The organism is Sorangium sp. So ce321, from assembly GCF_051530195.1.
In the GTDB taxonomy this organism is placed as follows: Bacteria; Myxococcota_A; Polyangia; order Polyangiales; family Polyangiaceae; genus Sorangium.
Genome location: NZ_CP150329.1, coordinates 5,540,051 through 5,563,425 on the forward strand (window position 1 = coordinate 5,540,051; position 23,375 = coordinate 5,563,425).

Genomic DNA, 23,375 nt, shown 5'->3' on the forward strand with positions numbered 1-23,375 from the left:
TGGCCCCGTGGCTGCGGCTGTGTCGCTCATGGATGCCCCCGTGGCTGCGGCTGTGTCGCTCATGGATGCCCCCGTGGCTGCGGCTGTGTCGCTCATGGAACGGCCACCCTCCTCACCCGCTGCCTCCCGATGAGCTCCTTGACCTTCTGCGATTGCAGGATGCTCACCAGGAAGACGACCAGCGCCTTGACCACCAGGTTGACCTCGGGCGGCACGCCGACCGAGTAGATCGTGGTGGTGAGCGTCTGGATGATCAGGGCGCCGAGGACGCTCCCCGCCAGCGTGAACTTGCCCCCGGAGAGCGACGTGCCGCCCAGGACCACGGCCAGGATGGCGTCCAGCTCGAAGAGCAGGCCCGCGTTGTTGCCGTCGGCGCTCTTGACGTTCGAGCTCACGATGAGCCCGGCGATGCCGGCGCACAGCCCGCACACGACATAGCAGGCGAAGGTGATCGAGCGCGCGCGGATCCCGGCCAGCCGCGAGGCGACCGGGTTGACGCCGATCGCCTCGATGAACAGGCCCAGCGCCGTCTTGCGGGTCAAGAGCCAGAGGACGGCGCCCACGCCGGCCACGATGAACAGCGCGACAGGGACGCCCAGCAAGAAGCCGTTCCCGATGACGTGGTAAGGGCTGTAATAGATCGTGATGATCTGGCCGTTCGTGATGAGCTGGGCGACGCCACGGCCCATGACGAGCAGGATCAGCGTCGCGATGATCGGCTGCATGCCGAGGAACGACACGAGCGCTCCGTTCCACATGCCGAAGACCAGCGCCACGCCGAGCGCGCCGCAGAGGACGACAGGCAGCGGGTACTGCGTCATGTCCGTCATGCCGGCCCCGCCGCTCAGCACCAGCTGGCCGCCGATCAGCGCCGCCGCGACAGCGCCCGAGATGGCGACCACCGCGCCGACGGAGATGTCGATGCCGTGGGTCGCGATCACCAGGGTGAGCCCCATGGCGACGATCATGAGCGGCGAGGCGCGGTTGAGGATGTCGATGAGGCTGCCGTACAGATGGCCGTCCTTCACCGTGACCGCGAAGAAGCGAGGGCTGCTCACGAGGTTGAAGAGCAGCAGGAGCCCGAGCATCGCCGCCGGCCAGAAGGTGCTCTTCCGCGTGAGCCGGCGCAGGGAGGTGGACGCGCTCACGCCTGGCCTCCCGCGACGATCTGGTACACCGCCTGCTCGCCGGCCTCGCGCGCGGCGAGCTCCGCCACCTTGCGCCTGTCGCGCAGGACGACGAGCCGGTCGGAGTAGCGCAGCGCCTCGGCCATCTCGGAGGACACGAGCACCACCGCCATGCCCCGGTCGCAGAGCTCCGAGACCTGGCCCATGATCTCGCCCTTGGCCGCGACGTCGATGCCGCGGGTCGGCTCGTCGAGGATGAGCATGCGCGGGTCGGTCACCAGCCAGCGGGCGAGGAGCGCCTTCTGCTGGTTGCCGCCGCTCAGCTTGGAGATGGGCACCTCCGCGTCGGCCGCCACGATGCCGAGCCGCTCGATGTAGAGGCGGGCGATCTCGTCCTGCCGCTCCCGCGACAGGTTGCGGAAGATGCCGCGCTTCGCCTGGAGGGCGATGATGATGTTCTCGCGCAGCGAGAGGTCGCCGAGGATGCCCTCGGTCTTCCGGTCCTCGGGGCAGAAGCCGAGGCCGCGCGCGATCGCGTCGAGCGGCGAGCCGATGCGCGCCTCCTGGCCGTCGATCTCGATGGAGCCTTGATCCGCCGCGTCGATCCCGAACAGGAGCCGCACCGTCTCCGTCTTTCCGGCGCCCAGGAGGCCCGCGATGCCGAGCCCCTCACCGAGCCTCACCTCGAGGTCGATGTCCCGGACCGAGCCCTTCTTGCCGAGGCCGCGTGTCCGCAAGAACGTCGCTCCCTCGCCCGCAGGGCTCGCCGTCCTGTCGCGCGCGGCCCGGGTCGGGCCGTCCTCCGCGACCTCGCGGCCGACCATCCGCGTGACGAGCTGCACGCGCGAGAGCTCGGCGGCCAGGTACTCGCCGACCAGCTCGCCGTTCCTCAGCACCGTGATCCGGTCCGAGATCTCGAACACCTGGTCGAGGAAGTGCGAGATGAACAGGAGCGCCATCCCTTGCGCCTTGAGGCGGCGGACGACCGAGAAGAGCGTCTTCACCTCGTCCTCGGCCAGGCTCGAGGTCGGCTCGTCGAGGATGAGGATCCTCGCCTTGGCGGTCAGCGAGCGGGCGATCGCGACGATCTGCTGCACGGCCAGCGAATAGGCCGAGAGCGGCGCGGCGACGTCGACGTGCACGTTGAGGTCGCTCAGCACGGCGGCGGCGTTCCGGCGCATCTCCCGCCACCGGAGCGCGAAGGCGCTCGAGCCCTCGCGCCCGAGGAAGATGTTCTCGGCGACCGACAGGTTGGGGCAGAGGTTCACCTCCTGGAAGACGGCGCTGATGCCCAGCTTCTGCGCGTCGAGCGGGCTCGCCGGCCTGATCTCGCGGCCGTCGAGGAGGATGCGCCCGTCGTCCGGCGCGTGGACGCCGGTGAGGACCTTGACGAGGGTCGACTTGCCCGCGCCGTTCTGCCCCATCAGCGAGTGCACCTCTCCCGGGATCAGCCGGAAGTCGACGGACGAGAGCGATTGCACTCCAGGGAATCCCTTGGAGATCCCCTTCATCTCGAGCACGGGCACGGCTTCGCTGGCCATCGTTCACGCTCTTCCCGCGCGGCGATAACCGTCGCGCATGCTCAGGGTTGTGCTGGCACTAGACCATGGGGGGCGGGGAGGGGGACGAAGATCCCGGTCGTCCCCCGGTCTCCCGCGCTGGTTGAAATGTCGGTGGACAGGCGACAGCGCGCCCGCGCTCAGTACTTGCGCTTCGGGAACTCCTGGGCGGCGGTCTCCATGGGGAAGACGCCTTCCTGGGTCACGATGCGCTTGGGCAGCGTCTTGCCGGCCATCAGGTCGTTCACCGCGCTCATGAGCTGCGGCCCGAGGAGGGGGCTGCACTCGACCGTCACGTTGAGCTTCCCGGCCATCATCGCCTCGAACGCGCCCTTGACCGCGTCGATCGAGATGATGGTGATGTCCTTGCCGGGGCGGAGGCCCGCCTCCTCGATCGCCTGGATCGCGCCGATCGCCATGTCGTCGTTGTGGGCGTAGAGGACGTTGATGTTCTTGCCCTCGGCCTTGAGGAACGCCTCCATGACCTCCTTGCCCTTGGCGCGGGTGAAGTCGCCCGTCTGCGAGCGGATGATCTTGAAGTTCGGCTTGTCCTTGATGACCTCCTCGAACCCCTTCTTGCGGTCGATCGCGGGGGCCGAGCCGACGGTGCCCTGGAGCTCGACGATGTTGATGGTGCCCTCCTGGCCCTTCGTCTTCTCGACCAGCCAGTTCGCCGCGCGGCGGCCCTCCTCGACGAAGTCCGACCCCATGAAGGTGACCCAGAGGCTCTCGTCCTTCGAGTCCACGGAGCGATCGGTCAGGATGACCGGGATCTTGGCGGCCTTGGCCTCGCGCAGGACGGGCTCCCAGCCGGTCTCGACCACGGGCGAGAAGGCGATGACATCGACCTTCTGGGCGATGAACGACCGGATCGCCTTGATCTGGTTCTCCTGCTTCTGCTGCGCGTCCGAGAGCTTGAGCTCGATCCCGGCTTCCTTGGCGGACTCCTCGATCGACTTCGTGTTGGCGGTCCGCCACTCACTCTCCGCGCCGATCTGGGAGAACCCGAGCGTCACTTTCTTCTTCTCCGCCTGACAGCCCATCCCCCCCAGGGTCATCATCAGCCCGGTCAGGACCACCACCGCCGCCGCGACAAAACGGCTCCTCTTCATGGCGCAACTCCTTTTCATCCGTGATGCGCCCCGTCCGTCGAGGCGGCTTGCTCGTCGTTGCCTGACGCTTGGCACGCCCGGCCTCACTTCTGGCCGTAATACGCGCCCTTCCCGTGCTTCCGGTCGAAGTGCTTGCGTACGAGCGGCTCGGGCAGGCGCGCGGCGCCCGGGTGGATCGTGCGCGTGATGAACGCCATCCGCGCGATCTCCTCGAGCACCACCGCGTTGTACACCGCCTTGTCGGCGTCCTCGCCCCAGGTGAAGGGGCCGTGGCCCGCCACCAGCACCATCGGCGTGTGGAGCGGGCTCCGCTCCCTGAAGCACTCGAGGATCTGCTTGCCGGTCTCCGTCTCGTAGTCGCCCTGCACGGCGTCCGCGCGCATCACCTCGGTGCACGGCACGTCCTCGGCCAGGTGGTCGGCGTGGGTCGTCCCGTAGATCGGGATCGGCGTGCCCGCCTGCGCCCAGCTCGTCGCGTAGGTCGAGTGCGTGTGGACGACGCCGCCCACGCCGCGGAAGCTCGCGTAGAGCACGATGTGCGTCCGGGTGTCCGAGGAAGGGCGGAGGCGGCCCTCGACCACCTTCCCCTCGAGGTCGACCACCACCATGTCGTCGACCTTCAGCTGCTCGTACGCGACGCCGCTCGGCTTGATCGCCAGCACGCCCCGGTCGCGGTCGAACGCCGAGACGTTCCCGAAGGTGTAGATGGCGAGCCCCCGGCGAGGGATCTCCATGTTCGCCACGAAGGCGCGCTCTCGCAGCTCTCGATAAGTAGCGCTCACGTCCCGCCCCCGTTCAGTGCGCCAGCCGGTAGGCGAGGTCGTTCCAGCGGAGCTCGTTCTTGAGCGCCCGGATCTCGGTCCCTTCGCCGATGCGGATCAGCTCCACGCCGGCGATCGCCGCGAAGTCCTCGACGTGCTCCATCGTGAGCGCGCGGCTGTGCGCGCAGTGGTGCGCGCCGCCGGCCAGGATCCACGCCTCGCATGCGCGCTTGAAATCGGGCTTCGGGATCCACACCGCGCGCGCCACCGGCAGCTCCGGCATCTCCGCCTCGGGCGCCACCGCCTCGAGCTCGTTGGCGACCATCCGCATCCGGCCGCGCATGTCGACCATGGCGACGTTCACGGCGGGGCCGGTCCCGGCGTCGAAGACGAGCCGGCACGGGTCGCCCCGGCCGCCGATCGACAGCGGGTGGATCTCCAGCGACGGCCTGCCCGCGGCGATCGACGGACAGATCTCGAGCATGTGGGCGCCGAGGACGCGCTCCTTCCCCGCGACGAGGTGGTAGGTGTAGTCCTCCATGAAGGAGACGCCGCCGCGCCGGCCGGACGCCATGACCTTCAGCGCGCGGACGAGGCCGCACGACTTCCAGTCTCCCTCCGCCCCGAAGCCGTAGCCCTCGGCCATGAGCCGCTGGACGGCGAGGCCAGGGAGCTGCTTGAGACCGTGCAGGTCCTCGAACGTCGTGGTGAACCCGCCAAAGCCGCCCTCCACGAGGAAGGAGCGCATCGCCGCCTCCTGCCTCGCCGCGTAGCGCAGCTCGCCGTGGCGCTCGCCGCCCTTCCTCAGGGCGGGAGCGACGGCGTACGCGTCGCTGTACTCCGCCACGAGGCGATCGACCTCGCCCTCGTCGACGTCGGCGATGCGCCCGACGAGGTCGCCGACGCCGTGGCCGTTCACCGCCCACCCGAGCTTGACCTGCGCCTCGACGCGGTCGCCGCCGGTGACGGCCACCTCTCGCATGTTCATCCCGCCGAAGCGGGCTATCTTGAGCCGCCGCGCGTCGACGGCGGCGCAGGCGGCGCGCGCCCACGTGTCGAGCCGGGCGAGGACGTCGCCGTCCGTCCAGTGGCCGACGATCACCTTCCGCTCGATGCGCAGCCGCGCGCCGATGTACCCGAACTCGCGGTCCCCGTGGGCCGACTGGTTCAGGTTCATGAAGTCCATGTCGATGGTGCCCCAGGGCAGCTCGCGGTTGTACTGCGTGTGCAGGTGAGCGAGCGGCTTCTCCAGGCGCGTGAGCCCCGCGATCCACATCTTCGCCGGCGAGAACGTGTGCATCCACGTGATGACGCCGGCGCACCGGGGCGACGCGTTGGCCTCGCGGCAGACGGCGAGGATCGCCTCGGGGCTCTTGAGCGTCGGCTTCCAGACGACCTTGACCGGGAGCTTGCCGGACGCGTCGAGGTGCGCGGCGATCTCACGCGCGTGCGCGGCGACCTGCTTCAGCGTCTCCTCGCCGTAGAGGTCCTGGCTGCCGGTCAAGAACCATACTTCGAAGCCTTCGAGCAAATCCTTCATGACAACTCCGCTCATCGCGTCAGCTCCTTCTCCACAAAGGACCCGAGCGCGACATAATCCCTGTACAGCGCGTCATACAGCGCGGCGCGCGCGACGTCGGGACGATACAGGGCCTCGGTCCCGGGCGACATCGCTCGCTGCGCTTTCTCGATCGTGGCGTGCAGGCCGGCGGCCGTCGCGGCGAACATCGCCGCGCCGAGCGCGACCGGCTGCTCTCCGGCGCGGACCTCGACGGTCATGTCGAGCACGTCCGCCAGGACCTGCATGGTGAAGGGGCTCTTGCGCGCGACGCCGCCGATCCCGATGACGCCGTCGATGCGGATCCCCTGGGACCGGAAGCGCTCGACGATGGCGCGCGATCCGAAGGCGATCGCCTCGACGAGCGCGCGGTAGATCCGCGGGGCGTCGGTGCCGAGGTCGAGCCCGACGAGGGCGCCCTTGAGCCGCTGGTCCGCGTCCGGGGTCCTCCGCCCGTTCAGCCAGTCGAGCGCGAGGACGGAGCTCTTCGCCGGCGGGATCTCCGCGGCCGCCCTGTCCAGCTCGGGGATGATCCGCTCCATGATCGCGTCGGCGAGCCCCTCGCGCGGCGAGCCGCCGGCGCCGGGGAGGGAAGGGAGGATCGCGAGGAGCGGCCAGCTGAGGAGCTGCTTGAACCAGGCGAAGACGTCGCCGAACGCGGATTGCCCTGCCTCGTAGCCGATCGCGCCCGGGATGATCGAGCCGTCGACCTGGCCGCAGATCCCGGCGACGAGGACCTCTGGCGCGCCCGTCCTCGGGACGACGAGCATGTCGCACGTGCTCGTGCCCATGACCTTGAGCAGGTGATGCGGCTGGATGTCGCCGCCGACCGCGCCCATGTGGGCGTCGAAGGCGCCGACCGCGACGACGGCGTCACCCGGGACGCCGAGCTTCGCGGCCCACTCGGGCGAGATCGTCCCGAAGGGCTCGTCCGCGGTCCAGGTGCGGGAGCCGAGGGTGGCCCTGAGCGCGGGCAGGCGCTGGTCGAGCCGCGCCAGAAAATCGTTCGACGGATAGCCATCGAACTCCGGGTGCCACATCGCCTTGTGGCCGGCGGCGCAGCGGCTCCGCTTGATCCGCCCGAGATCGTCGGTGCCGGTCAGGACGGCGGGGATCCAGTCGCAGTGCTCCAGGATGGTGGCCGCCGCGCGCGCGACCGCCGGACTGGCCTCGAGGACGTGGAGCGCCTTGGCCCAGAACCACTCGGACGAGTACACGCCGCCCTCGAACTTCGTGTAGTCAGGGCCGCCCCAGGTCCGGGCGAGCTCGTTGATCCGGGCCGCCTCGGCCACGGCGGTGTGATCCTTCCAGAGGATGAACATCGCGTCCGGGTCCTCCTCGAAGCCGGGGCAGAGCGCGAGCGGCCTGCCCTTCGCGTCGGCGAGGACCGGCGTGGAGCCGGTCGTGTCGACCGCGATCCCGCGCACGCGCGCGGCGACGTCGGCGCCTGCCTGGCCCAGGGCGGCGCGGACGGCCGCCTCCATGGCCTCGAGGTAGTCGCGCGGGTGCTGGCGGAACCGGTGCGCGTGGGGGTCGCAGTAAAGGCCCTGCGCCCAGCGCGGGTAGGGCGCGACCCCGGCCCCCGCGAGCGCGCCGTTGCTCGCGTCCGCGACGACGGCGCGGACAGAGTCGGTGCCGAAATCGATCCCGATGACGAAGGTCCCGGTGCGCATGAGACGACCCGCTGCTGGGTGAAGCAGTAAAAGAGTGACCCCCGAAAATCAATGTGAACGTTCACATGATGGATGTCAATTCCAATCGGTCCGTCCGCGGCTATCCTCCGGCCCCGATGGATGAAAAGGCTGGCGGGTCTCCTCCGGAGCGCCGCGTCAAGAGAGGAGGACGCCGGGCTGCGGTCATGGTCGATGTGGCCAAGCTCGCCGGCGTCTCGTACCAAACGGTCTCGCGGGTCCTGCACGACAGCCCGCACGTGCGCCGCGACACGCGGGAGCGGGTGCTCGATGCGATCCGCCAGCTCGACTACCGGCCCAGCTCGGTGGCGCAGGCGCTCGTGACCGGGCGGTCGAGGACGCTGGGTGTCGTCAGCTTCGACACGACGCTCTACGGTCCGGCGTCGACGCTCCTCGGGCTGGAGGAGGCGGCGCACGACGCGGGCTACGGCGTGACCATCGCCAGCCTGCGGGCGCTCAGCCGCGCGCCGGTCGTGGAGGCCGTGCAGCGGCTGTGCGACCAGGGGGCGGACGGCGTCGTCGTCATCGCCCCGCAGCGGTCGGCGGTGGACGCGCTCCGCCACCTCACCTCCGACGTCCCGGTGGTCGCTGTCGAGGGCGGGCCGGACGACTCGGTGCCGGTGGTCGCCGTCGACCAGCACGGCGGGGCGGTGGCCGCGACGCGCCACCTGCTCGATCTCGGGCACAGGACGGTGTGGCACATCGCCGGCCCGACCGACTGGCTCGAGGCCGACCAGCGCATCGACGGCTGGCGCGCGGCGCTGAAGGCGGCCGGCGCGGAGGTCCCGCCGATCTTGCGGGGCGACTGGAGCGCGCGCTCCGGCTACGAGCTCGCGCCGCAGCTGGTGCGCGCGGCGGGCGCGACCGCCGTGTTCGTGGGCAACGACCAGATGGCGCTGGGCCTGCTCCGCTTCCTGCACGAGAACGGGCGCGAGACGCCGCAGGACCTCAGCATCGTCGGGTTCGACGACATCCCGGAGGCGGCCTACTTCACGCCTCCGCTCACCACGGTGCGCCAGGACTTCTCCGAGCTCGGGCGCCGGTGCCTCCACATCCTGCTCGATCAGATCGAGAGCGGCCAGCGCTCCGCGCCGCGCGTCGTGGTCGAGGCCGAGCTCGTCCTGCGCAAGAGCACCGCGGTGCCGAAGCGCCGGTGACCCCGCGCCGCCAGCGTCGTGGTCGAGGCACCCTCAGCCACCTTCGAGGCAGATCCTGCGCACGAAGCGCCTCACGGTCGAGGCGCGACGCTCGGCGTAGTAGCCCGCCGCCGCCGCCCTCGACTCCTCGCCGGGCGTCTCGAGGCAGGCCGCGATGACCTCGTAGCCGTCCGCGAGCTGGCTCGGGTCCCCGGGGTGCGCGCGGCGGTACTCGTGCACGAGCTCGCGCATGCGCGCGCCGTTCCGCGCGCTCATCGCGTCGTGCAGCAGCGCGATGAGGCCGTTTTCATGCTGGATTTCAAGGTGACGCGGCGTGATGGGGTGAGGGTGAGCGGGGCCGTCGTGTCGGTCGTCGGGGCCCGGCCCGGTGACCGGCAGGTCGTCGACCGCCGAGGCGAGGTCGTCGACCGCCGCGGCGTGCTCGGCGCTGCCAGACGGCGCGGGCGGCTCGGCCGACGCGCGGCGCGGCGCCGCCTGGCGCGGCGCCTCCTCGCGCGACGCTTCCTGCCGGGATGCAGGCGGCCGTCGTCCGTCGGGCTCTCGCGCGCGACTGACGAGGCAGAGCGCCGCGCCGAGCAGCATCGGCGCGGCCACGAGCCACCGGCTGCGCGGCGGCTTCACGGAATCGTCACCGTCCACGTCACCGTCTGCTGCGAGCGGGGCCAGTTGTCGCGACCCCAGCAGGGATCGATGTAACCGGGGTTCGTCGACGGGGGAGGGTCGAGACACTCGCCGCTGCGGTAGCGCACCCACTCCTCGCCGGCGTTGTCGTAGGCCCTGGCGACGATGGTGTGCGTGCCCGACGCGAGGCCTGCCGCAGCGACGTTGTAGGAGGGGCCGCCGTCCGTCGCGATCACGTCGCCGTCGAGCGTCCAATCGACGCTGATGACCTCGGGATCGATCACGTCGACCGTGAGCGTCGCCGGATCCGTGACGGCCCCGGCGGGCGGATCGGTCGAGTCTATCGGTTTGACGCGCATCCAGATGTCCATGATCATCTTCTCGCGCGAGACCGGGTTGAAGCTCGTGTTCTTGTGGCCTCCAAACAGGCTGTTCATCATCGAGTTCGAGGACGGACGGTATTGCCCGCCGTCGACGTAGCGGCTGCCGACGAAGGTGCCCTGGACGCCGGTGGCGTCGGCGGCGTCATGGCCAAGCCACCTGTCCCATTTGCCCGCCGTCGTCGTGCAGTTGCCCGTGGAGTTCACCTCGACGTACTCGGTGCCGTCGCCGCCGCACCTGTCCGCGCCGCAGTCCGAGCCCGTCGTCTTGGCGCAGTACTCGTCGGCGAGCTGATGGAAGCCGTGGCCACCTTCGTGCAGGGCCGCTCCGGGAGCCTCCGGGTGCGCGCCGGACCAGAGCATCCAGGCGGAGCCCGTGTTCCACCAGCGGTCGTTGTTGAGCACGATGGCGTGCCAGTCGACCTCGAAGTCCTCGGGGAGGTTCGCCTCGAGCGCGTCATCCGCCGCGCGGGTGTCGCAGTCGGCGAGGCGGCTCTCGTCATCGCCCGTGCAGCCGAGCGCCCCCGGGACGCCGTTCGAGGGGCTGACCAGCTTGATGGCGCAGATGTTGACGAACTTGCGATACCGGCCGTACGGCTCGCCGACCGGGCTGCTGAAGCGCAGGGCCATCGCCGCCTCGACGTGCTCGAGGTACGTCGTGCTCACGGCCGTGGCGTCGTAGCCGTCGCCCAGGATGACGTAGTTGACGCGGTTTTCTGGCGGGCCCGCGCTCTCGATCGCCACGCCGTTCGCGCCGCAATCGAGGACGTGCGCGGAGCCGCCTCCGCCAGCGCCGCCGGGGACGAAAGCGCCCCCGGCGCCCGTGCCGGCAGCGCCGCGCCCGCCCGCTCCGCCGGCCCCGCCCGCGCCTGGAGCGCCGCCGCCTGCTGCTCCGTCACCGGCCGAGCCGCCGGCCGCCGGGCTGCCGCCCGCCGAGGTGCTGCCGCTGCCCGTCGTCGAGGTGCCGCTGGCCGGCGCCTCACCGCAAGCGCAGAGCGCCACGAGGCTCAAGATCTGCAGGTTGCAGCTCGACTTCATCGCGTTCACCTCACGACGCCTCGCCGGCGGCAGCGACGCCAGACGGGGACCGGGGGCCTGCGTGGCTGGTGCGTGCGCTCAGCTCACAGGCGCCCGGCTGGCCACGCTCACCCGAACAACCCCTCGACCGCCGTGGTCCGCAGGTCGCTGTCCCCGATCACGAGATCCGGGACACCGAAGGCGCCCGCGATCGCCATCCACACGTCGTTGGTGGAGCGGAGGCCGCGGTTGCCGTTGGTCCACACCTGCCCGCCGCGCAGCTTGGTGTCCGCGCCGCCGAACATCACCCACGGCATCTTGTCCCAGTTGTGGTGTCGCGTGCCGACCTCCGTGATGTACGGGACCAGGGTGGTGTCGAGCAGCGTCCCGCCGGCCACGTCCTTGGTGTCCGCGAGCTCCTTCAGGAAGCCGGCGACGTAGCCGGCGTAGAACTCCTCCACCCGCGTGAGGAACTCGAGCGTGTCGGGCGTGTCGGGATCGTGGCTCGTGGTGTGGTGCACCTTGAAGATGGAGGAGTTGGGGGGCCACAGCTCGCCGAAGCTCACGTGGTTCGTGCCAGGGGCCCACTGGAACGTGACCACGCGCGTCAGGTCGCAGCGGAAGGCGGCCTTGATCACGGAGAAATGCAGCGCGCCGATGCGCGCGTGCTTCTCGTCGTCGCGCTCCGAGACGACGTGCGAGCTCCCGTAGGGATCGATGTGCCCGCTCACCTGGATGACCTCGGGCTCCTGCCCGGCGCCGCAGGACGCGGGATCCCTCGGGTCGGCGTCGAACTCCTTCTCCACCTCGCGGATGGCGGCGGCGTGCCCCTCCAGCGCCTCTCGCTGCGAGCTCGGCGCGAGGCTCTGAAGGCGCTGCAGGTCCTTCATCGCGAAGTCGAGCACGCTCTTCTTCTGCAGGCGCGCCCGCGCCAGGGCATCCAGGTTCTCGCTCGTCGGCCCGCCCGGCATCAGCGTGCCGAACACCCGCCGGTACGCGTCGAGCGGCTGGTAGTAGGGCGTCATCGGCGCGCGCGCGCCCGAATAGGACATGTGGCGGGTCGACACCTCGGGCGTGTCGGCGCGGTTGTCGCAAGAGACCTGGAGCGACGCGATGGGAGTGCCCTGGAGCTCGGCCGACTGCCTCACGAGCAGCTGGTCGATGCTCGGTCCCTCGGCCACCGGATCGTCACCGCCGTTGCCCGGATACAGCTGCTTGGTCCGGGCGCCCGTGGTCATCAGCACCGTCCCGCGCTCGTGGCCGCCGCCGACGGACCCGTCGAAGGGCAGCTTCAGGTCGCGCATCACGACCATGCGATCCTTCATGGCCGCGAACGGGGTGAGGATGCGGGAGAGCGTGAAGTTGGTCCCGTTTCCTTGCGGCCAGAAGTTCTCGTACACGGTGCCCACCGGGCGCTGCACGATCAGGAGGCGCTTCGGGGGCGCCGCGCCCTCCGCGGCCGACTCGAGGCCCTTGAGCACCGTGACGAGACCCGCGGCGGCGCCGATGCCTTGCAGGAAGCGGCGGCGAGACCACGCATAAGACAGGTTGTAGCCCACGATCACTTCTCCTTGGCGCGCTCGGTCAGCGCTGGCGATGTCACGATGGCTTTCACGACGTTGGGCAGCGTCCGCTCACCCGCTGGCAGCGCCGCGATCACGTGCTGGACCTGACAGTCGCGGGTCGAGAGCCCCTCGTCGTCCGTGCCGTAGGTCAGCAGGTTCCGTGTGACGCAGGCGGCGAACCCATCGGTCTTGGCGATGGCGTCGGCGAACTCGACGGCGCTCGTGTAGATCCCGCCGACGCCGGCCATGTTGGTCAGGTCGACGCGCGAGTCGATGGGCTCCCCATCGAGGGTGTCGCGGTACCGGCCGACCGGATCGTAGTTCTCGAGCATCAGGCCGAAAGCGTCGAACTGGCTGTGACACGCCCTGCAGGTGTCGTTCTCGGCGCGCGCCTCGGCGCGCTCGCGCTCGGTCATGTCGGCTTCGAGCAGCTCCTTGATCGCGTCCGCGAGCGACTCCGGGGGCGACGGGATCTTCCCCAGGCAGAGCAGCGCGCCGCGCACGAAGAGCCCTCGCGCGACGACGCTCGTGTTGTCGGTCCGGGACAGCGCCGCGAGCAGGCCGGGCTGCGTGAGGAGCCCGGCGCGCTCGTCGGCCGGCAGCTCGACCTTCGAGAACTCCTCCGGGGTCGCGCCCGTGTGCTCCACGCCGTAGACCTGCGCGAGCGCGCCGTTCACGAACGTCTCCCTCGAGGTGAGCAGGGCCGACACGTCCTCTCCGCGGCTCCACAGGAGCTCGTCCAGGAGCAGCTCGGTCTCGTGGAACATGCTCGCCTGGAGCGCGGGGGTGTACTCGGGGAAGAGCCCGGGATCCTTCACCGTGCCGAACAGGTTGCTGAGCCCCCACGCCGCGATCAGCGTGGTGCTCAGGCTGCTGCGCGTCTCGGGCTTCTCGAGCAGGCGCGCGGCCTGGCGCGTCAGCTCCTCCGGGTCGTTCAGGGCGCCGGAGTCGGCGGCGGCGGCGAGCTCGGGGTCCGGCAGGCTGTCGGTCAAGAAGAACGAGAGCTCGCTCGCGATCTCGTGCGCGGAGAGCTTCACCACCTCGCCGACCTCGGCGTCGCCGAGCTCGGTGCGGTAGGAGAAAGAGGGGGACGCAAGGAGCGCCTCGACGGCGAGCGTGACGCCGCGCTCGTAGCTCGTCTCTTGCCCGAGGCGAACCACGGACCACAGGTTGTCGAGCTCCGTCGCGTCCAGCGGCCGGCGGAACGCCCGCTGCGCGAACCGCGTCAGGAACGCCTTCGAGCAGGCGTCGTCTCCGTCCGCCGGGGCGCAGCCCGTCACCTCCTCGAAGCGCCCCCCGATGCTCTCGGCGGCATAGGCGGCCCTCGCGAGCCGCGCATGCACGAGCGAGGTCCCGGCCACGATGCCCTTCTTGACGAACGGCTTCGTCCGCGCGTCGGGCGCCTGGTCCGGCTCGATGGCCTCGTCTCCGAGGAGATCCCGGATGGCGTTCGTGAACTGCAGGTCGGCGAGCAGCACGACCCGTCGTTCCAGCCGCGGGTTGCACAGGCCGCCCCCGTTGTCCGAGGGGTCCACGCCGCCGCCTCCGGAGGAGATCGTGCCGCCGCCCGCGGGGGGCGCGCCATCGCCTATATCACCCAGGCACCCTGCGACGAGAAGCGAGGCGCACGCGGCGATTCCCCGCAGTCGAGAGGCCGCCTTGCTGCGAGCGTACAATTCTACCTCCGGTCGATTGAACGCGACGCTCGGGCCGCGATCGTGATTGGAAAAATTCATGACTTCGTCTGCGAGGCATCGGCCCTCACGGCGACCCGGGCCTGTGCCGAGGGCGCGCTTCAAGGCGGCGCGAACACCCGCCTCAGGGGCGGCCAATGATGAAGATCGATTCACACGACACCTCCTGGTGAGCCCGCCCTGCTGCGTGAACGGCTTCGAGGCAGACCGGCGCATCGCACAGCAGGATCGCGCCCGCCATCGCGCCGTCTCTCGTCGCGCTGTCGTCGATGACGAGGGTCCCGGTGAGCACGACGACCCATCCGAAGCAATCCACAAGGATGCCCGCCCGCAGAGGTCATTGTGAACGCTCACATGGGCGTATGTCAACCTGATTGGGCTGGCATGCAGCGATTCTCGATCTCGATGCCATCGTGATTATCGCGCCATAACGGTCGGCGGTGGACGCGCTGCGGCACCACGCGTCGGACGTCCCGGTGGTCGCGGCGAAGTCGCGGTGGAGGCCCAACCCGGGTCGGGTCGCCCAACCTGGGTCGGGCCGCCCAACCCGGGTCGGGCCGCCCAACCCGGGTCGGGTCGCCCAACCCGGGTCGCCCAACCTGGGTCGGTCGCCGCTGGGTCGGGTCGCTCAACCTGGGTCAGGTCGCTCAACCCGGGTCGGGCCGCCCAACCCGGGTCGGCTGGCCGCAACCCCGGTCGGGTCGTTCAATCAACGATAAGTGCAGCAGAGCTGCGCGACGCTCTCGCGTGGGCGACAAGTGCAGCAAAGCTGTGCCTCGCGACGCTGTCGTGTGGGCGTGCAGGGAGGCGTGCGCGAGCAATCCAGGGTATTGGCCATTCAAAAACCCCCGGCGTTCGCGATAGGCTGCGGACATGTCCCGGACTCTCACCCCAGGTCGTCGTCCCATGGGCACAGCACCCGGTCTGGGGCAAAGGAGCGGGACGCAGATCAACGGCGTTCTTCAGCCGCCCTCCGCCAGCCGCCAGCCCGACCCTCCGGCAAGAGACTCCGTCACGCTCAGCGCGCACGCGGCGCAGCTCCGTCCTGCTGCTCCGCGCGCCGCTCGGCAAGACCCCCGAGCGGCGCTCCGGCAAGACCGCATCGTCGCCGGGCGATACCGGCTCCTGCATCCGCTCGGCCGAGGCGCCATGGGCGAGGTGTGGCGCGCCCACGACAGCGTCCGGCGCTTCGACGTCGCGCTCAAGTTCCTCGTGCTCCCGCGCCAGAACCTGCCCATCGACGCCATGGAGCGCTTCCGCTTCGAGGCGCAGGTCTCGGCGCAGCTCGGGCGCAAGACCGACCGCATCGTCGCCGTGCACGACGCCGGCGAGGACCCCGAGACAGGCCCGTACCTCGTCATGGAGTACGTGCGCGGCCGGTCCCTCCGGCAGCTCATCCAGGAGCAAGGGCCCGTTCCGGCGGCCGAGCTGGCCGCGCTGCTCTGCCAGATCGGAGAGGCCCTCTCCGTGGCGCACGACCTCGGGATCGTGCATCGCGACATCAAGCCGTCGAACCTCATGCTCCGCGAGGGGCGCGACGGGCGCCTGCGCGCCAAGATCGCCGACTTCGGGATCGCCAAGTGGATCCGACAGGACCTGGCGGCCGACTTCCCCCGCCAGACCGCGGAGGGCGTGGTGCTGGGCACGCCGGCCTACCTCAGCCCGGAGCACACCTGCGACGGACACGCGGACACCCAGCTCGACATGTGGGCCCTCGCGGTCGTCGCGCACGTGGCGCTCACCGGCCAGCAGCCCTTCGAAGGCCGCACCATCGCCGATGTCCTCGTCTCCATCGTCACCAACGCGCGCCCCCCGCTGTCGACGCTGGCCCCGGGCGCGCCGCCAGAGCTGGAGGCCTGGTTCGCGCGCGCCTTCGCCCTGAATCCGGAGGACCGCTTCCCCTCCATCAAGCCGATGATCGCGGCGTTCGTGGCCGCGGCCGGCGCGCCGGACGAGCCGCCCGCGCCGGAGTCGCAGCAGCAGCCCGCCGCGCCGGCGCGGCGGAGCAAGCTGCACTTCGCGGCGGCCAGCCTCGTCCTCGCGCTCGGGCTGGGGCTGGCGCTCGCCACCGCGCCGCCTCGAGAGCCGCCGGCGTCCGCCGCCGCGCTGCGCGCGGCCAGCGACGTGGTGCTCGGCGTGGCGCGCCGCGCTCCCACGGCGCAGACGCCCAGGGCGCCCCAGGCGGGCGCGTACGCCGCGGTCCGGCAGGCTGTCCCGGCGACGTCGACGGTCGCCGTCACGACGGCGCCGGTCGCCGTCGCGACGGCGCCGGAGCCCGGCCCGAACCCCGCCGCGGCGCGCCCCGCCCGCGCGTCCGAGGCGCCGCGGAGCGCGGCCGGTGCGCCCCCGCGCAAGCGCGCGACCGACACAGGCGTGTGGAAGAGCACGATCTTCTGAGCTGCCCTCCGGGCGGCGACGGCGCGCGATCAAGCCTCCCGGGCTGGTCCACGCCTGTGGACGAGCAGGCTGATCTCTACCGTGGTCGCAGAGACCGCCGGATGGCTGTGAGGGCCGGGATCTCTGTGGCTGATTCTGCTCTTCATGGAATGCTTGTCATACAAAGGAATCGCCCTGTAGCTTGAGGTGATGTCGATACGATATCTCCAGGTCATCTGGTCTCTGGTCCTCGTCGCCGCGCCCGCGGCCTGCGTGGGAGAGTCGGGCTCGGCAACGAGCGGCGGCGCCGGGGGCGCCAGCAGCGCCAGCGGCGGGGGTACCGGGATGTCGAGCGCCAGCGGCGGGGGCGCCGGGGCGTCGAGCACGAGCGGCGGCGGCGCCGGCAGCGCGAGCGGCGGGGGCGCCGGGGGCGCGGGGGCGTCGAGCGCCAGCGGCGGCGGCGCCGGCGGCAACCCCGAGCCAGGCGCGTGCGGCGTCACCCCCGATCGCGTCCGCATCACCGAGATCGACGTCGGGACCCCCGTGCTCAACAACGAGGACGAGGTCGCGCTCCGGCCGCTCGTCATCTCGCCCATGCCGTCCGGCGGCTCGCGTCTCGCCTGGATGGGCGACGACGACCAGGTCCACATCGCCCAGCTCGACACGAGCGATCATGTCGTGGGACGCCCCCTGGCCCTGCCGGCGAACGACCTCTCCGATCTGTACGCCGACGACGCCGGCGGCGTGCTGCTGCTCACCCGTGACGCCGAGGGCGGCGGAACATTGAATTGCGGCACCCCGGCGAACCTGTGCGGCACGCCGCCGTCCCCGCCGGTCGCCTGTCACGACATGTACATGGTCCGCTTCGACGGCGCGAGCGAGACATGGGCGACCAAGCTGACCAGCTCGAGCGCCGCGCTGCCGCCCTACTCGACCGGCCCCGCCGGGCCCAGCGTGTACATGATCTGGTGGTACGCCCACCACGGCCGCATCGCCTTCGACGGCGCGCGCTACGCGGGCTATTTCGGCGCCGCCATCAGCGTCTCGCAAGAGGGGTGCATCAACATCCACCAGGGCGACCGCATGAAGGTGGTCGACGCGGACGGGGAGCTGCTGCGGGACGGCTTCGACTGGGGCTGCAGCCACAGCGGCTACGAGCGCATCCTCTGGGACGACCGGGTGAGCCGCTTCGTCACGGTGTGCAAGACCGACAACAACAACCGCATCGCGATCGCGCCCAGCTACACGACCATCAAGCCGGTCGACCTCGCCTACGCGAACCTCGGAGACCTCGTGACCGCGGCCGGCGGCGGCTACTGGCTCACGACAAGCGATCTCCGCGCGGGCCAGCCGGCGAGCTCGAACGGGCTCGCGGAGGTGCGGTTGCTCCACTTCACCGACGGCGCCGCGGACCAGGACATCACGATCGCGAGCGACCCGGGCCTGAACGTCCGCGCGCCGCACCTGGCCGCCTACGGCGCCTCGCGCATGCTCGCGGCCTGGGAGACCACCACGGCCGCCGGCGACATCGCCCGCAACGACCGGGCGCGCGCGCTGTACGTGCAGGCGCTCGACCGCGCGACAGGCGAGGCCGAAGGCGAGCCGCTGAAGGTCGATGTGCTCGGCAATCGCTATCAGGACTTCGCCGCATTCCCCGACGGGAGCGTCGCCTTCGCCGCGCCCGGCAGCGCGAGCACCAGGATCAAGGTGCTGCGCATCCTGCCCTGCGAGTAGCCCGCCCGCGGCGCGGTCACTCCACGGGGATCCAGCCGCCCGCGGGAGTGAGCCGCTGCTGCTCGGGATCGAGCGCCAGCGGATAGGCGCCGAGCGCCCCGATGCGCCGAGCGGGGCCGTACGTGATCGGCGGGGTCAGGCCGGTCGGGAAATCGCGCAATCCCTCGACCGCCTCCACGAGCGCCTCGCGGGTCAGCTCCCGCCCAGCGCGCTTGAGGCCCTCGACGAGGATCTTCGCCGCCGCGAGCGCCGACAGCTCCGCGGTGAGGTGCTCTCCCGAGAGCCGGTGCTCGGCGGCGAGCCGGCGGTAGTCGCCGAGCGCCGCGGGCGCGCGGTCCGACGGCAGCGCCGGCAGCGACGTGAGCAGGCGACCGGCGAGCGCTGCGGGCGCGTCGAGCAGCGCCTCGCCGGCCAGCGCGCCCGGGACCAGGAAGAGCGGGCGGGCGCCGCCCTGGATCGAGGCGCTCCAGAGGCCGCGCGCGGCGCTGGCCGGCCCCAGCAAGACGACCACCTCCGCGCCGCTGCGGGACAGCGCCGCCGCCGCGTCGGCGCCGGCGGTCGCGCCCTCTCCGATCTCGATCGCCGTCACCTCGCCGGCGCCGGCCTGGCGGAGCTTCGCGGCGATGCGCCGGCCCACCTCCCGCGCTGCCGGCGGCAGGACCACCGCGGCCCGAGCGAGAGGCCGCTGCCTCGCGGCGAGCGCGGCCAGCGCCTCGCCCTGCTCGGCGACGCCGGCGTAGAGCGCGAAGATGTGCCGATCGAGCGCGGGGGTGATCCGCGGCGAGGGCGAGATGACGCCGATGAGCGGGATCTGCCGGGCCTCCACGAGCTCCGCGAGCTCGGCGCCGTCGCCGTCGAGGAGCACGCCGGCCAGCGCGAAGGGCGGCTCGTCGTCCAGGAAGGCCCTCGCCGCGCGCGCGCGCGCCTCGGGCGCGGTGCCCGCGGCGGGGACCTCGACGGACGCGAACTCGAGGCGGCGCCCGTAGATCCCGCCCTGCCGGTTGAGATCCTCGAAGTACGCCGAGAGCGCGGCGCGCGCGGCGCGGCCGCTGTCCGCGAGCTGCCCCGCCGAGGGGATCATGGTCCCGATCCGGATCGCTCCGTCCTCGAGCCCCGGGTCCTGCATGGCCGAGAGCGCCTTGAGGTACGCGAGGAGGTCGGCGAGGTCGCGCCGCGAGAGCCGGTAGCGCGGCATGGCGTCCTGGAGCCGGTTCCCGGCCGGATCGAGCCCCATCGTGATGGCGCGCCCGAGCGCTCGCTCGGTGTAAGGCGGCCGCAGGCGGCCGCTCGCCTCGGCGGCGCTGTAGGGCCGCGAGAGCGCCTCCCAGCGGATGTTGGAGGGCGAGAGGCCGCCCTCCGGCCTGCCGCGCCCGTCGCGGCCGTGGCACTGGACGCACGGGAGCACGGTCGCCGGCACGACCGCCCCGCTGCCTGCGCCCACGGCGGCCGTGATCTCTGGACCGGAAGCGCTGGCCCCCCGGAGGTAGATCGCGCGGCCTCGCTGCGCGTCCGGCGCGGCCTCGCCCGGCGCGTCACGCGTGACGGCCGTGACGGCGGCGTGGACCTCGGCCGGCGGGCGGGGCGCTCCGGGGCGGGCCAGCGCCGCGCCGAGGGCGAGCAGGACGGCGAGCGCCGCCAGCGACCAGCGCACGGCCGGCGCGGAGAGAGCCCGCAGGGCGCCGCCGGTCATGGCCCCTGGGGCGCCTCGCCGCGGTCGTTCACGACGCTGTCGAGCACCCGGAGGACCTCGTCCGGGTCGGCCAGGCCGAAGGCCTTCTTCCAGAGCCCGGTCCTGTCGTTCCCGGCGAGGATGAGGCCCGAGTGCTCGCTCGGCTGCTCGACGTACTGCCCGAGCCTGCGGAGCGCCTCGTGGACGCTGGCCTTGGGCCCCGTCAGGAAGCGCCAGCCGCGCTTCGCCTTGAGCCGGAGCGCGTACTCCTTGAGCTTCTCCGGCGTGTCGACCTCCGGCTCTACCGTGATCGAGGCGATGTGGACGTCCTTGCCGAGGCGATCGCCGAGCCGCGCCTGGAGCTTGGTGAGCGTGCCAGCGAGGACCGGGCAGGCGCCCTGGCAGCTCGCGAAGAAGGTGTTGATGACGATGACCTTGCCCCGGATCAGGTCCTCGTAGAGGCGCACCTGCGCGCCGTCCTGGTCCACCAGGACCAGGCCGTCGAAATACCCCTGCGCGGCCGGCCTCGGGTTGGCCGGCGGCGCCTTGGCCGGCGCCGGTGCCGGCGCCGGAGCGCGGTGCGAGGCCGAGGACACGCCTGCGTCCGCGCCGCCGGGGCCGTCTGGAGACGAGCGCTGGCACGCGAGCAGCAACGCCAGGGGCCAGGCGAGCCAGGCGAGGGCGCGGGGGCTCATCCTCCTCCCCCCTGGCGCAGCAGCGGCGCGCCGCCGCGCTTGCGATCGACGATGTCCATGAGGCTCGACGGGGACGTCAGGCCATACGCGCGCGTCCATTCGCCCGAGCGGTCGTCGCCGACGAGGACGATCGGGGCGTGCTCCTCCCTGGCCGCGGAGTACACCCCGAGCGCCTTGAGCAGCCGGTCGATGTCCTCCGGCTCGCCGGTCAGGAGCGACCAGCCCGGGCCGGTGCCGAAGCGCTCCGCCCACGCGCGGAGCTCGGCCGGCGTATCGTGCAGCGGGTCGAGGGTGACCGAGAGGAGGCTCACGTCCTTGCCCGCGCGGGGGCCGAGCTGCTGCCGAAGACGCGAGAAGATCGCGCCGATCGGGGGGCAGACGGTCGTGCAGCGGGTGAAGATGAAGCTCATCACGACCGTGCGTCCCTTCACGAGATCGGGGTAGAGCTGGACGCGCTCTCCCTTCTCGTTGCGCAGCGCGACGTCGGGCAGCGCGAGCCGCCCGAGCGGCTGCTCCGCGCCGGCGCGCGGCGACGGCGCGGCTTCGGACCGCGGCCCGAGGTCCGATCGCGGCTCCTTGCAACCGGCGGCGAAGCACAGCGCCACCGCCGCCGCGAGCGCGACGCGCGCGCCCGCCCGGTGATCTCGTGTCATGGCGATCTCCCTTCCCCGCCGCGCTCGGCCGTGAGCACGACCTGGGGTGATGTGTTGAACGAAAGCCCGATCGATCGGGCTTCGACGAGGAGCTGGTAGGTGCCCGGCGAGGGGGGCGTGAAATCGATGGCGTAGACGCCGTCCTCCTCTTCTGGTCTGGCCCAGGGCCTGTCGTGCCATGTCCCCGGCAGCAGGTTCACGAGCACGCGGACGTCGGCGAGCCCGCTCCGCGGCGCTAGCGTCTCCGCGTCGGAGAGGCGGAGGCGGAGGTGGACCGGCGCGCCGGCAACCACGGTCGGGTCGGGGAGCAGCGCCTCCACGTGCGTGCGCGCCTGCCGCGGCCGCTCCGGATCCTCGGCGACGTCGAGCGGGAAGCAGTGCACGACGCGCGGGGCGTCGAGGAGGAAGATCACCTCGTAGGGGCCGGCGCGCTTCAGCGCGGCGGTGGTCTCGTAGACCCCTTTCCCGCGCGGGCGCAGGCCGTGGTTGAGCACCTGGATCGCCTTCGGCACCCGGCCATGGGTGCTGAAGCTCCCGGCCGGCGCGGCCATGCCCTCGCGGTAGTAATAGATGACCTTGTCGGCGGCGTTGGCGACGAGGACCGCGGGCTCGCCGGGCGCCTGGACGATGCTGGCGCCGAGCGACACGGCGCCCGGGGGGCTCTGACCGCCGGTGAAATCGGCGACCGGGATCGGCTGGCCGCGCTCGCCGAGCCGCTCGAGCGGGATCATGAGGACCGTGTCGCTGCCGCGGTGGCGGATGTAGGCCAGTCGATCGGAGAAGACGACCTGATCGGGCCCCTTCTCGACCTGGCCGGTCTGCACGATCCGCTGCTCGGCCGTGTCGATCACGGAGACCGTGTCGCGCTCCGCGTTCCACGCGACGCCGTACCGGCCCTTCGGCTCGAACGCGATCCCGGCGAGCCCCGGCTCCGTGTCGATGCGCGCCACGACCTCGCGCCGCGCTCCGTCGATGACCGTCACGCGCCCCTCCGCGGCGTCGGTCACGTAGGCCGCCTGGGCGAGCCTGGAGAAGGCGATCTTCGTCGGGGCGCCGCCGGCGGGGAGCTCGCGGACGACCGCGAGCCGGCCGACGTCGATGACGGACACCGTGCCGTCGTCCTGGTTGGTGACGAAGGCGGTGCGGCTGTCGTCGCTGAAGGCGAGGTCGTGGCGGCCGCGCCCGACGCGGAGGCGGGCAGCGACCCGGAGATCGGGCACGGCGATCACGGTGACGGTGCCGGCGCCTTCCGCCGGCGCGCCCTCGCCGGAGGCGACCCACAGGTACCCCTCGTCGGGCTGCAGGGCGACCCGGCCCGGGCGCGGCCCGGCCTCGACCTCCGCGGTCACCGCGGACGCCTCCGGGGCGACGACCGCGACGCGATCGACGTCGGGCAGGGAGACGAAGAGCCGGGACTGGTCGGCCGTGAGGGCCCAGTCCGCGCCCGGGCTCTTGAGGGAGATCATCGAGAGCAGCCTGCTGCCCCCGAAGCTGAAGCGCGGATCGATGATGGAGAGGGTGGCGTCGTCCTGGAGGACGAGGACACGGTAGGTGTTGAGATCGATCTCGGCCCTGCGGGCGAAGCCGCCGTTCATGATCTCATTGGCCCGCTCGGCGCAGCCCGTGGCCGCGCCGTCGTCGCCCTGGGGCCGGGGGTTGACCCAGGCCGCCGGGTAGCGGCTCTCCAGCGGAACGCCCGAGCTCGCGTCGGTGAGCGTGAAGCGGAACGTCGCCTCGTCCCCCGAGCGCAAGGGCCTGTCTCGCCGGTCCGGGGCGACGGCGAAGGCGGCGAGCTCCACCGAGACGCCCTCCTGGACGACCCGCAGCGCGGCGGGCTGCTGCTCGGGCGGGGGCTCGCGATCGTGGAGCGAGGCCAGCCCGGCGAGCGCCAGGGCGGACGCAGCCAGCAGCGCGAGCGCCGCGCGGGTCAGCCGCCGTGACGCCGCGCGCGGCGAGAGCGCCTGTCGGAAGGGACGAGGGACCATGGATGGACGGCCTCCTGGCGG

Annotated in this window: 18 protein-coding genes; 3 read left to right on the forward strand and 15 right to left on the reverse strand. The window is 71.8% G+C overall.

Annotated elements, in window-relative coordinates; genetic code table 11:
- Positions 1-92: 92 nt before the first annotated feature.
- The 6 genes from WME89_RS20370 to WME89_RS20395 form a co-directional block, all read right to left on the reverse strand.
- Positions 93-1,088, reverse strand: a complete 996-nt coding sequence (locus WME89_RS20370) for an ABC transporter permease (protein WP_438011953.1) — start codon at positions 1,086-1,088, stop codon at positions 93-95.
- Positions 1,089-1,144: 56 nt separating this feature from the next.
- Entirely contained in the window at positions 1,145-2,668 is a 1,524-nt protein-coding gene (locus tag WME89_RS20375; protein WP_438010786.1) for a sugar ABC transporter ATP-binding protein, read from the reverse strand.
- A gap of 158 nt (positions 2,669-2,826) precedes the next feature.
- Positions 2,827-3,747 (reverse strand): ABC transporter substrate-binding protein, encoded by a 921-nt coding sequence (locus WME89_RS20380; protein ID WP_438011954.1) that lies wholly within the window; start codon positions 3,745-3,747, stop codon positions 2,827-2,829.
- Positions 3,748-3,881: 134 nt separating this feature from the next.
- Complete coding sequence (locus WME89_RS20385) at positions 3,882-4,580, reverse strand: L-ribulose-5-phosphate 4-epimerase (protein WP_438010787.1); 699 nt, start codon at positions 4,578-4,580, stop codon at positions 3,882-3,884.
- 13 nt (positions 4,581-4,593) lie between these two features.
- Positions 4,594-6,114 (reverse strand): L-arabinose isomerase, encoded by a 1,521-nt coding sequence (gene araA, locus WME89_RS20390; protein ID WP_438010788.1) that lies wholly within the window; start codon positions 6,112-6,114, stop codon positions 4,594-4,596.
- On the reverse strand, positions 6,111-7,790 hold the full coding sequence (locus WME89_RS20395) for a ribulokinase (protein ID WP_438010789.1): 1,680 nt from the start codon (positions 7,788-7,790) through the stop codon (positions 6,111-6,113). The genes araA and WME89_RS20395 overlap by 4 nt, the downstream gene beginning before the upstream one ends.
- Before the next feature lie 185 nt (positions 7,791-7,975).
- On the opposite strand from WME89_RS20395, the gene WME89_RS20400 reads away from it, so the two are divergent.
- Entirely contained in the window at positions 7,976-8,965 is a 990-nt protein-coding gene (locus tag WME89_RS20400) for a LacI family DNA-binding transcriptional regulator (RefSeq protein ID WP_438010790.1), read from the forward strand.
- A 33-nt stretch (positions 8,966-8,998) separates the two neighbouring features.
- Here WME89_RS20400 and WME89_RS20405 read toward each other — a convergent pair whose 3' ends face one another.
- The 5 genes from WME89_RS20405 to WME89_RS20425 form a co-directional block, all read right to left on the reverse strand.
- Positions 8,999-9,604 carry a hypothetical protein gene (locus WME89_RS20405; protein ID WP_438010791.1) on the reverse strand — a complete coding sequence of 202 codons (606 nt, stop codon included), beginning with the start codon at positions 9,602-9,604 and terminating at the stop codon, positions 8,999-9,001.
- The gene (locus tag WME89_RS20410; protein WP_438010792.1) at positions 9,583-11,004 is read right to left on the reverse strand and encodes a M64 family metallopeptidase; all 1,422 of its coding nucleotides are present in this window, start codon (positions 11,002-11,004) and stop codon (positions 9,583-9,585) included. The genes WME89_RS20405 and WME89_RS20410 overlap by 22 nt, the downstream gene beginning before the upstream one ends.
- 107 nt (positions 11,005-11,111) lie before the next feature.
- Positions 11,112-12,542, reverse strand: a complete 1,431-nt coding sequence (locus WME89_RS20415) for a DUF1552 domain-containing protein (RefSeq protein ID WP_438010793.1) — start codon at positions 12,540-12,542, stop codon at positions 11,112-11,114.
- Between the two features lie 2 nt (positions 12,543-12,544).
- On the reverse strand, positions 12,545-14,083 hold the full coding sequence (locus WME89_RS20420; RefSeq protein ID WP_438010794.1) for a DUF1592 domain-containing protein: 1,539 nt from the start codon (positions 14,081-14,083) through the stop codon (positions 12,545-12,547).
- Positions 14,084-14,366: 283 nt separating this feature from the next.
- A complete protein-coding gene (locus WME89_RS20425) occupies positions 14,367-14,534 on the reverse strand; it encodes a hypothetical protein (protein WP_438010795.1) in 168 nt (55 codons plus the stop codon).
- A gap of 614 nt (positions 14,535-15,148) precedes the next feature.
- Between WME89_RS20425 and WME89_RS20430 the strand changes: the two genes are divergently transcribed.
- Positions 15,149-16,639: a protein kinase domain-containing protein gene (locus WME89_RS20430; protein ID WP_438010796.1), complete on the forward strand. Its 1,491-nt coding sequence runs from the start codon at positions 15,149-15,151 to the stop codon at positions 16,637-16,639.
- A gap of 189 nt (positions 16,640-16,828) precedes the next feature.
- Entirely contained in the window at positions 16,829-18,352 is a 1,524-nt protein-coding gene (locus WME89_RS20435) for a hypothetical protein (protein ID WP_438010797.1), read from the forward strand.
- Positions 18,353-18,368: 16 nt separating this feature from the next.
- Here WME89_RS20435 and WME89_RS20440 read toward each other — a convergent pair whose 3' ends face one another.
- From WME89_RS20440 to WME89_RS20455, 4 genes are read right to left on the reverse strand one after another with little or no spacing between them, the layout of a single operon-like run.
- Complete coding sequence (locus tag WME89_RS20440; protein ID WP_438010798.1) at positions 18,369-20,042, reverse strand: ABC transporter substrate-binding protein; 1,674 nt, start codon at positions 20,040-20,042, stop codon at positions 18,369-18,371.
- Positions 20,039-20,716 (reverse strand): SCO family protein, encoded by a 678-nt coding sequence (locus WME89_RS20445; RefSeq protein ID WP_438010799.1) that lies wholly within the window; start codon positions 20,714-20,716, stop codon positions 20,039-20,041. The genes WME89_RS20440 and WME89_RS20445 overlap by 4 nt, the downstream gene beginning before the upstream one ends.
- Entirely contained in the window at positions 20,713-21,369 is a 657-nt protein-coding gene (locus WME89_RS20450; RefSeq protein ID WP_438010800.1) for an SCO family protein, read from the reverse strand. The genes WME89_RS20445 and WME89_RS20450 overlap by 4 nt, the downstream gene beginning before the upstream one ends.
- On the reverse strand, positions 21,366-23,354 hold the full coding sequence (locus WME89_RS20455) for a cytochrome D1 (protein ID WP_438010801.1): 1,989 nt from the start codon (positions 23,352-23,354) through the stop codon (positions 21,366-21,368). Before WME89_RS20455 ends, WME89_RS20450 begins: the two co-directional genes overlap by 4 nt.
- Positions 23,355-23,375: the final 21 nt, after the last annotated feature.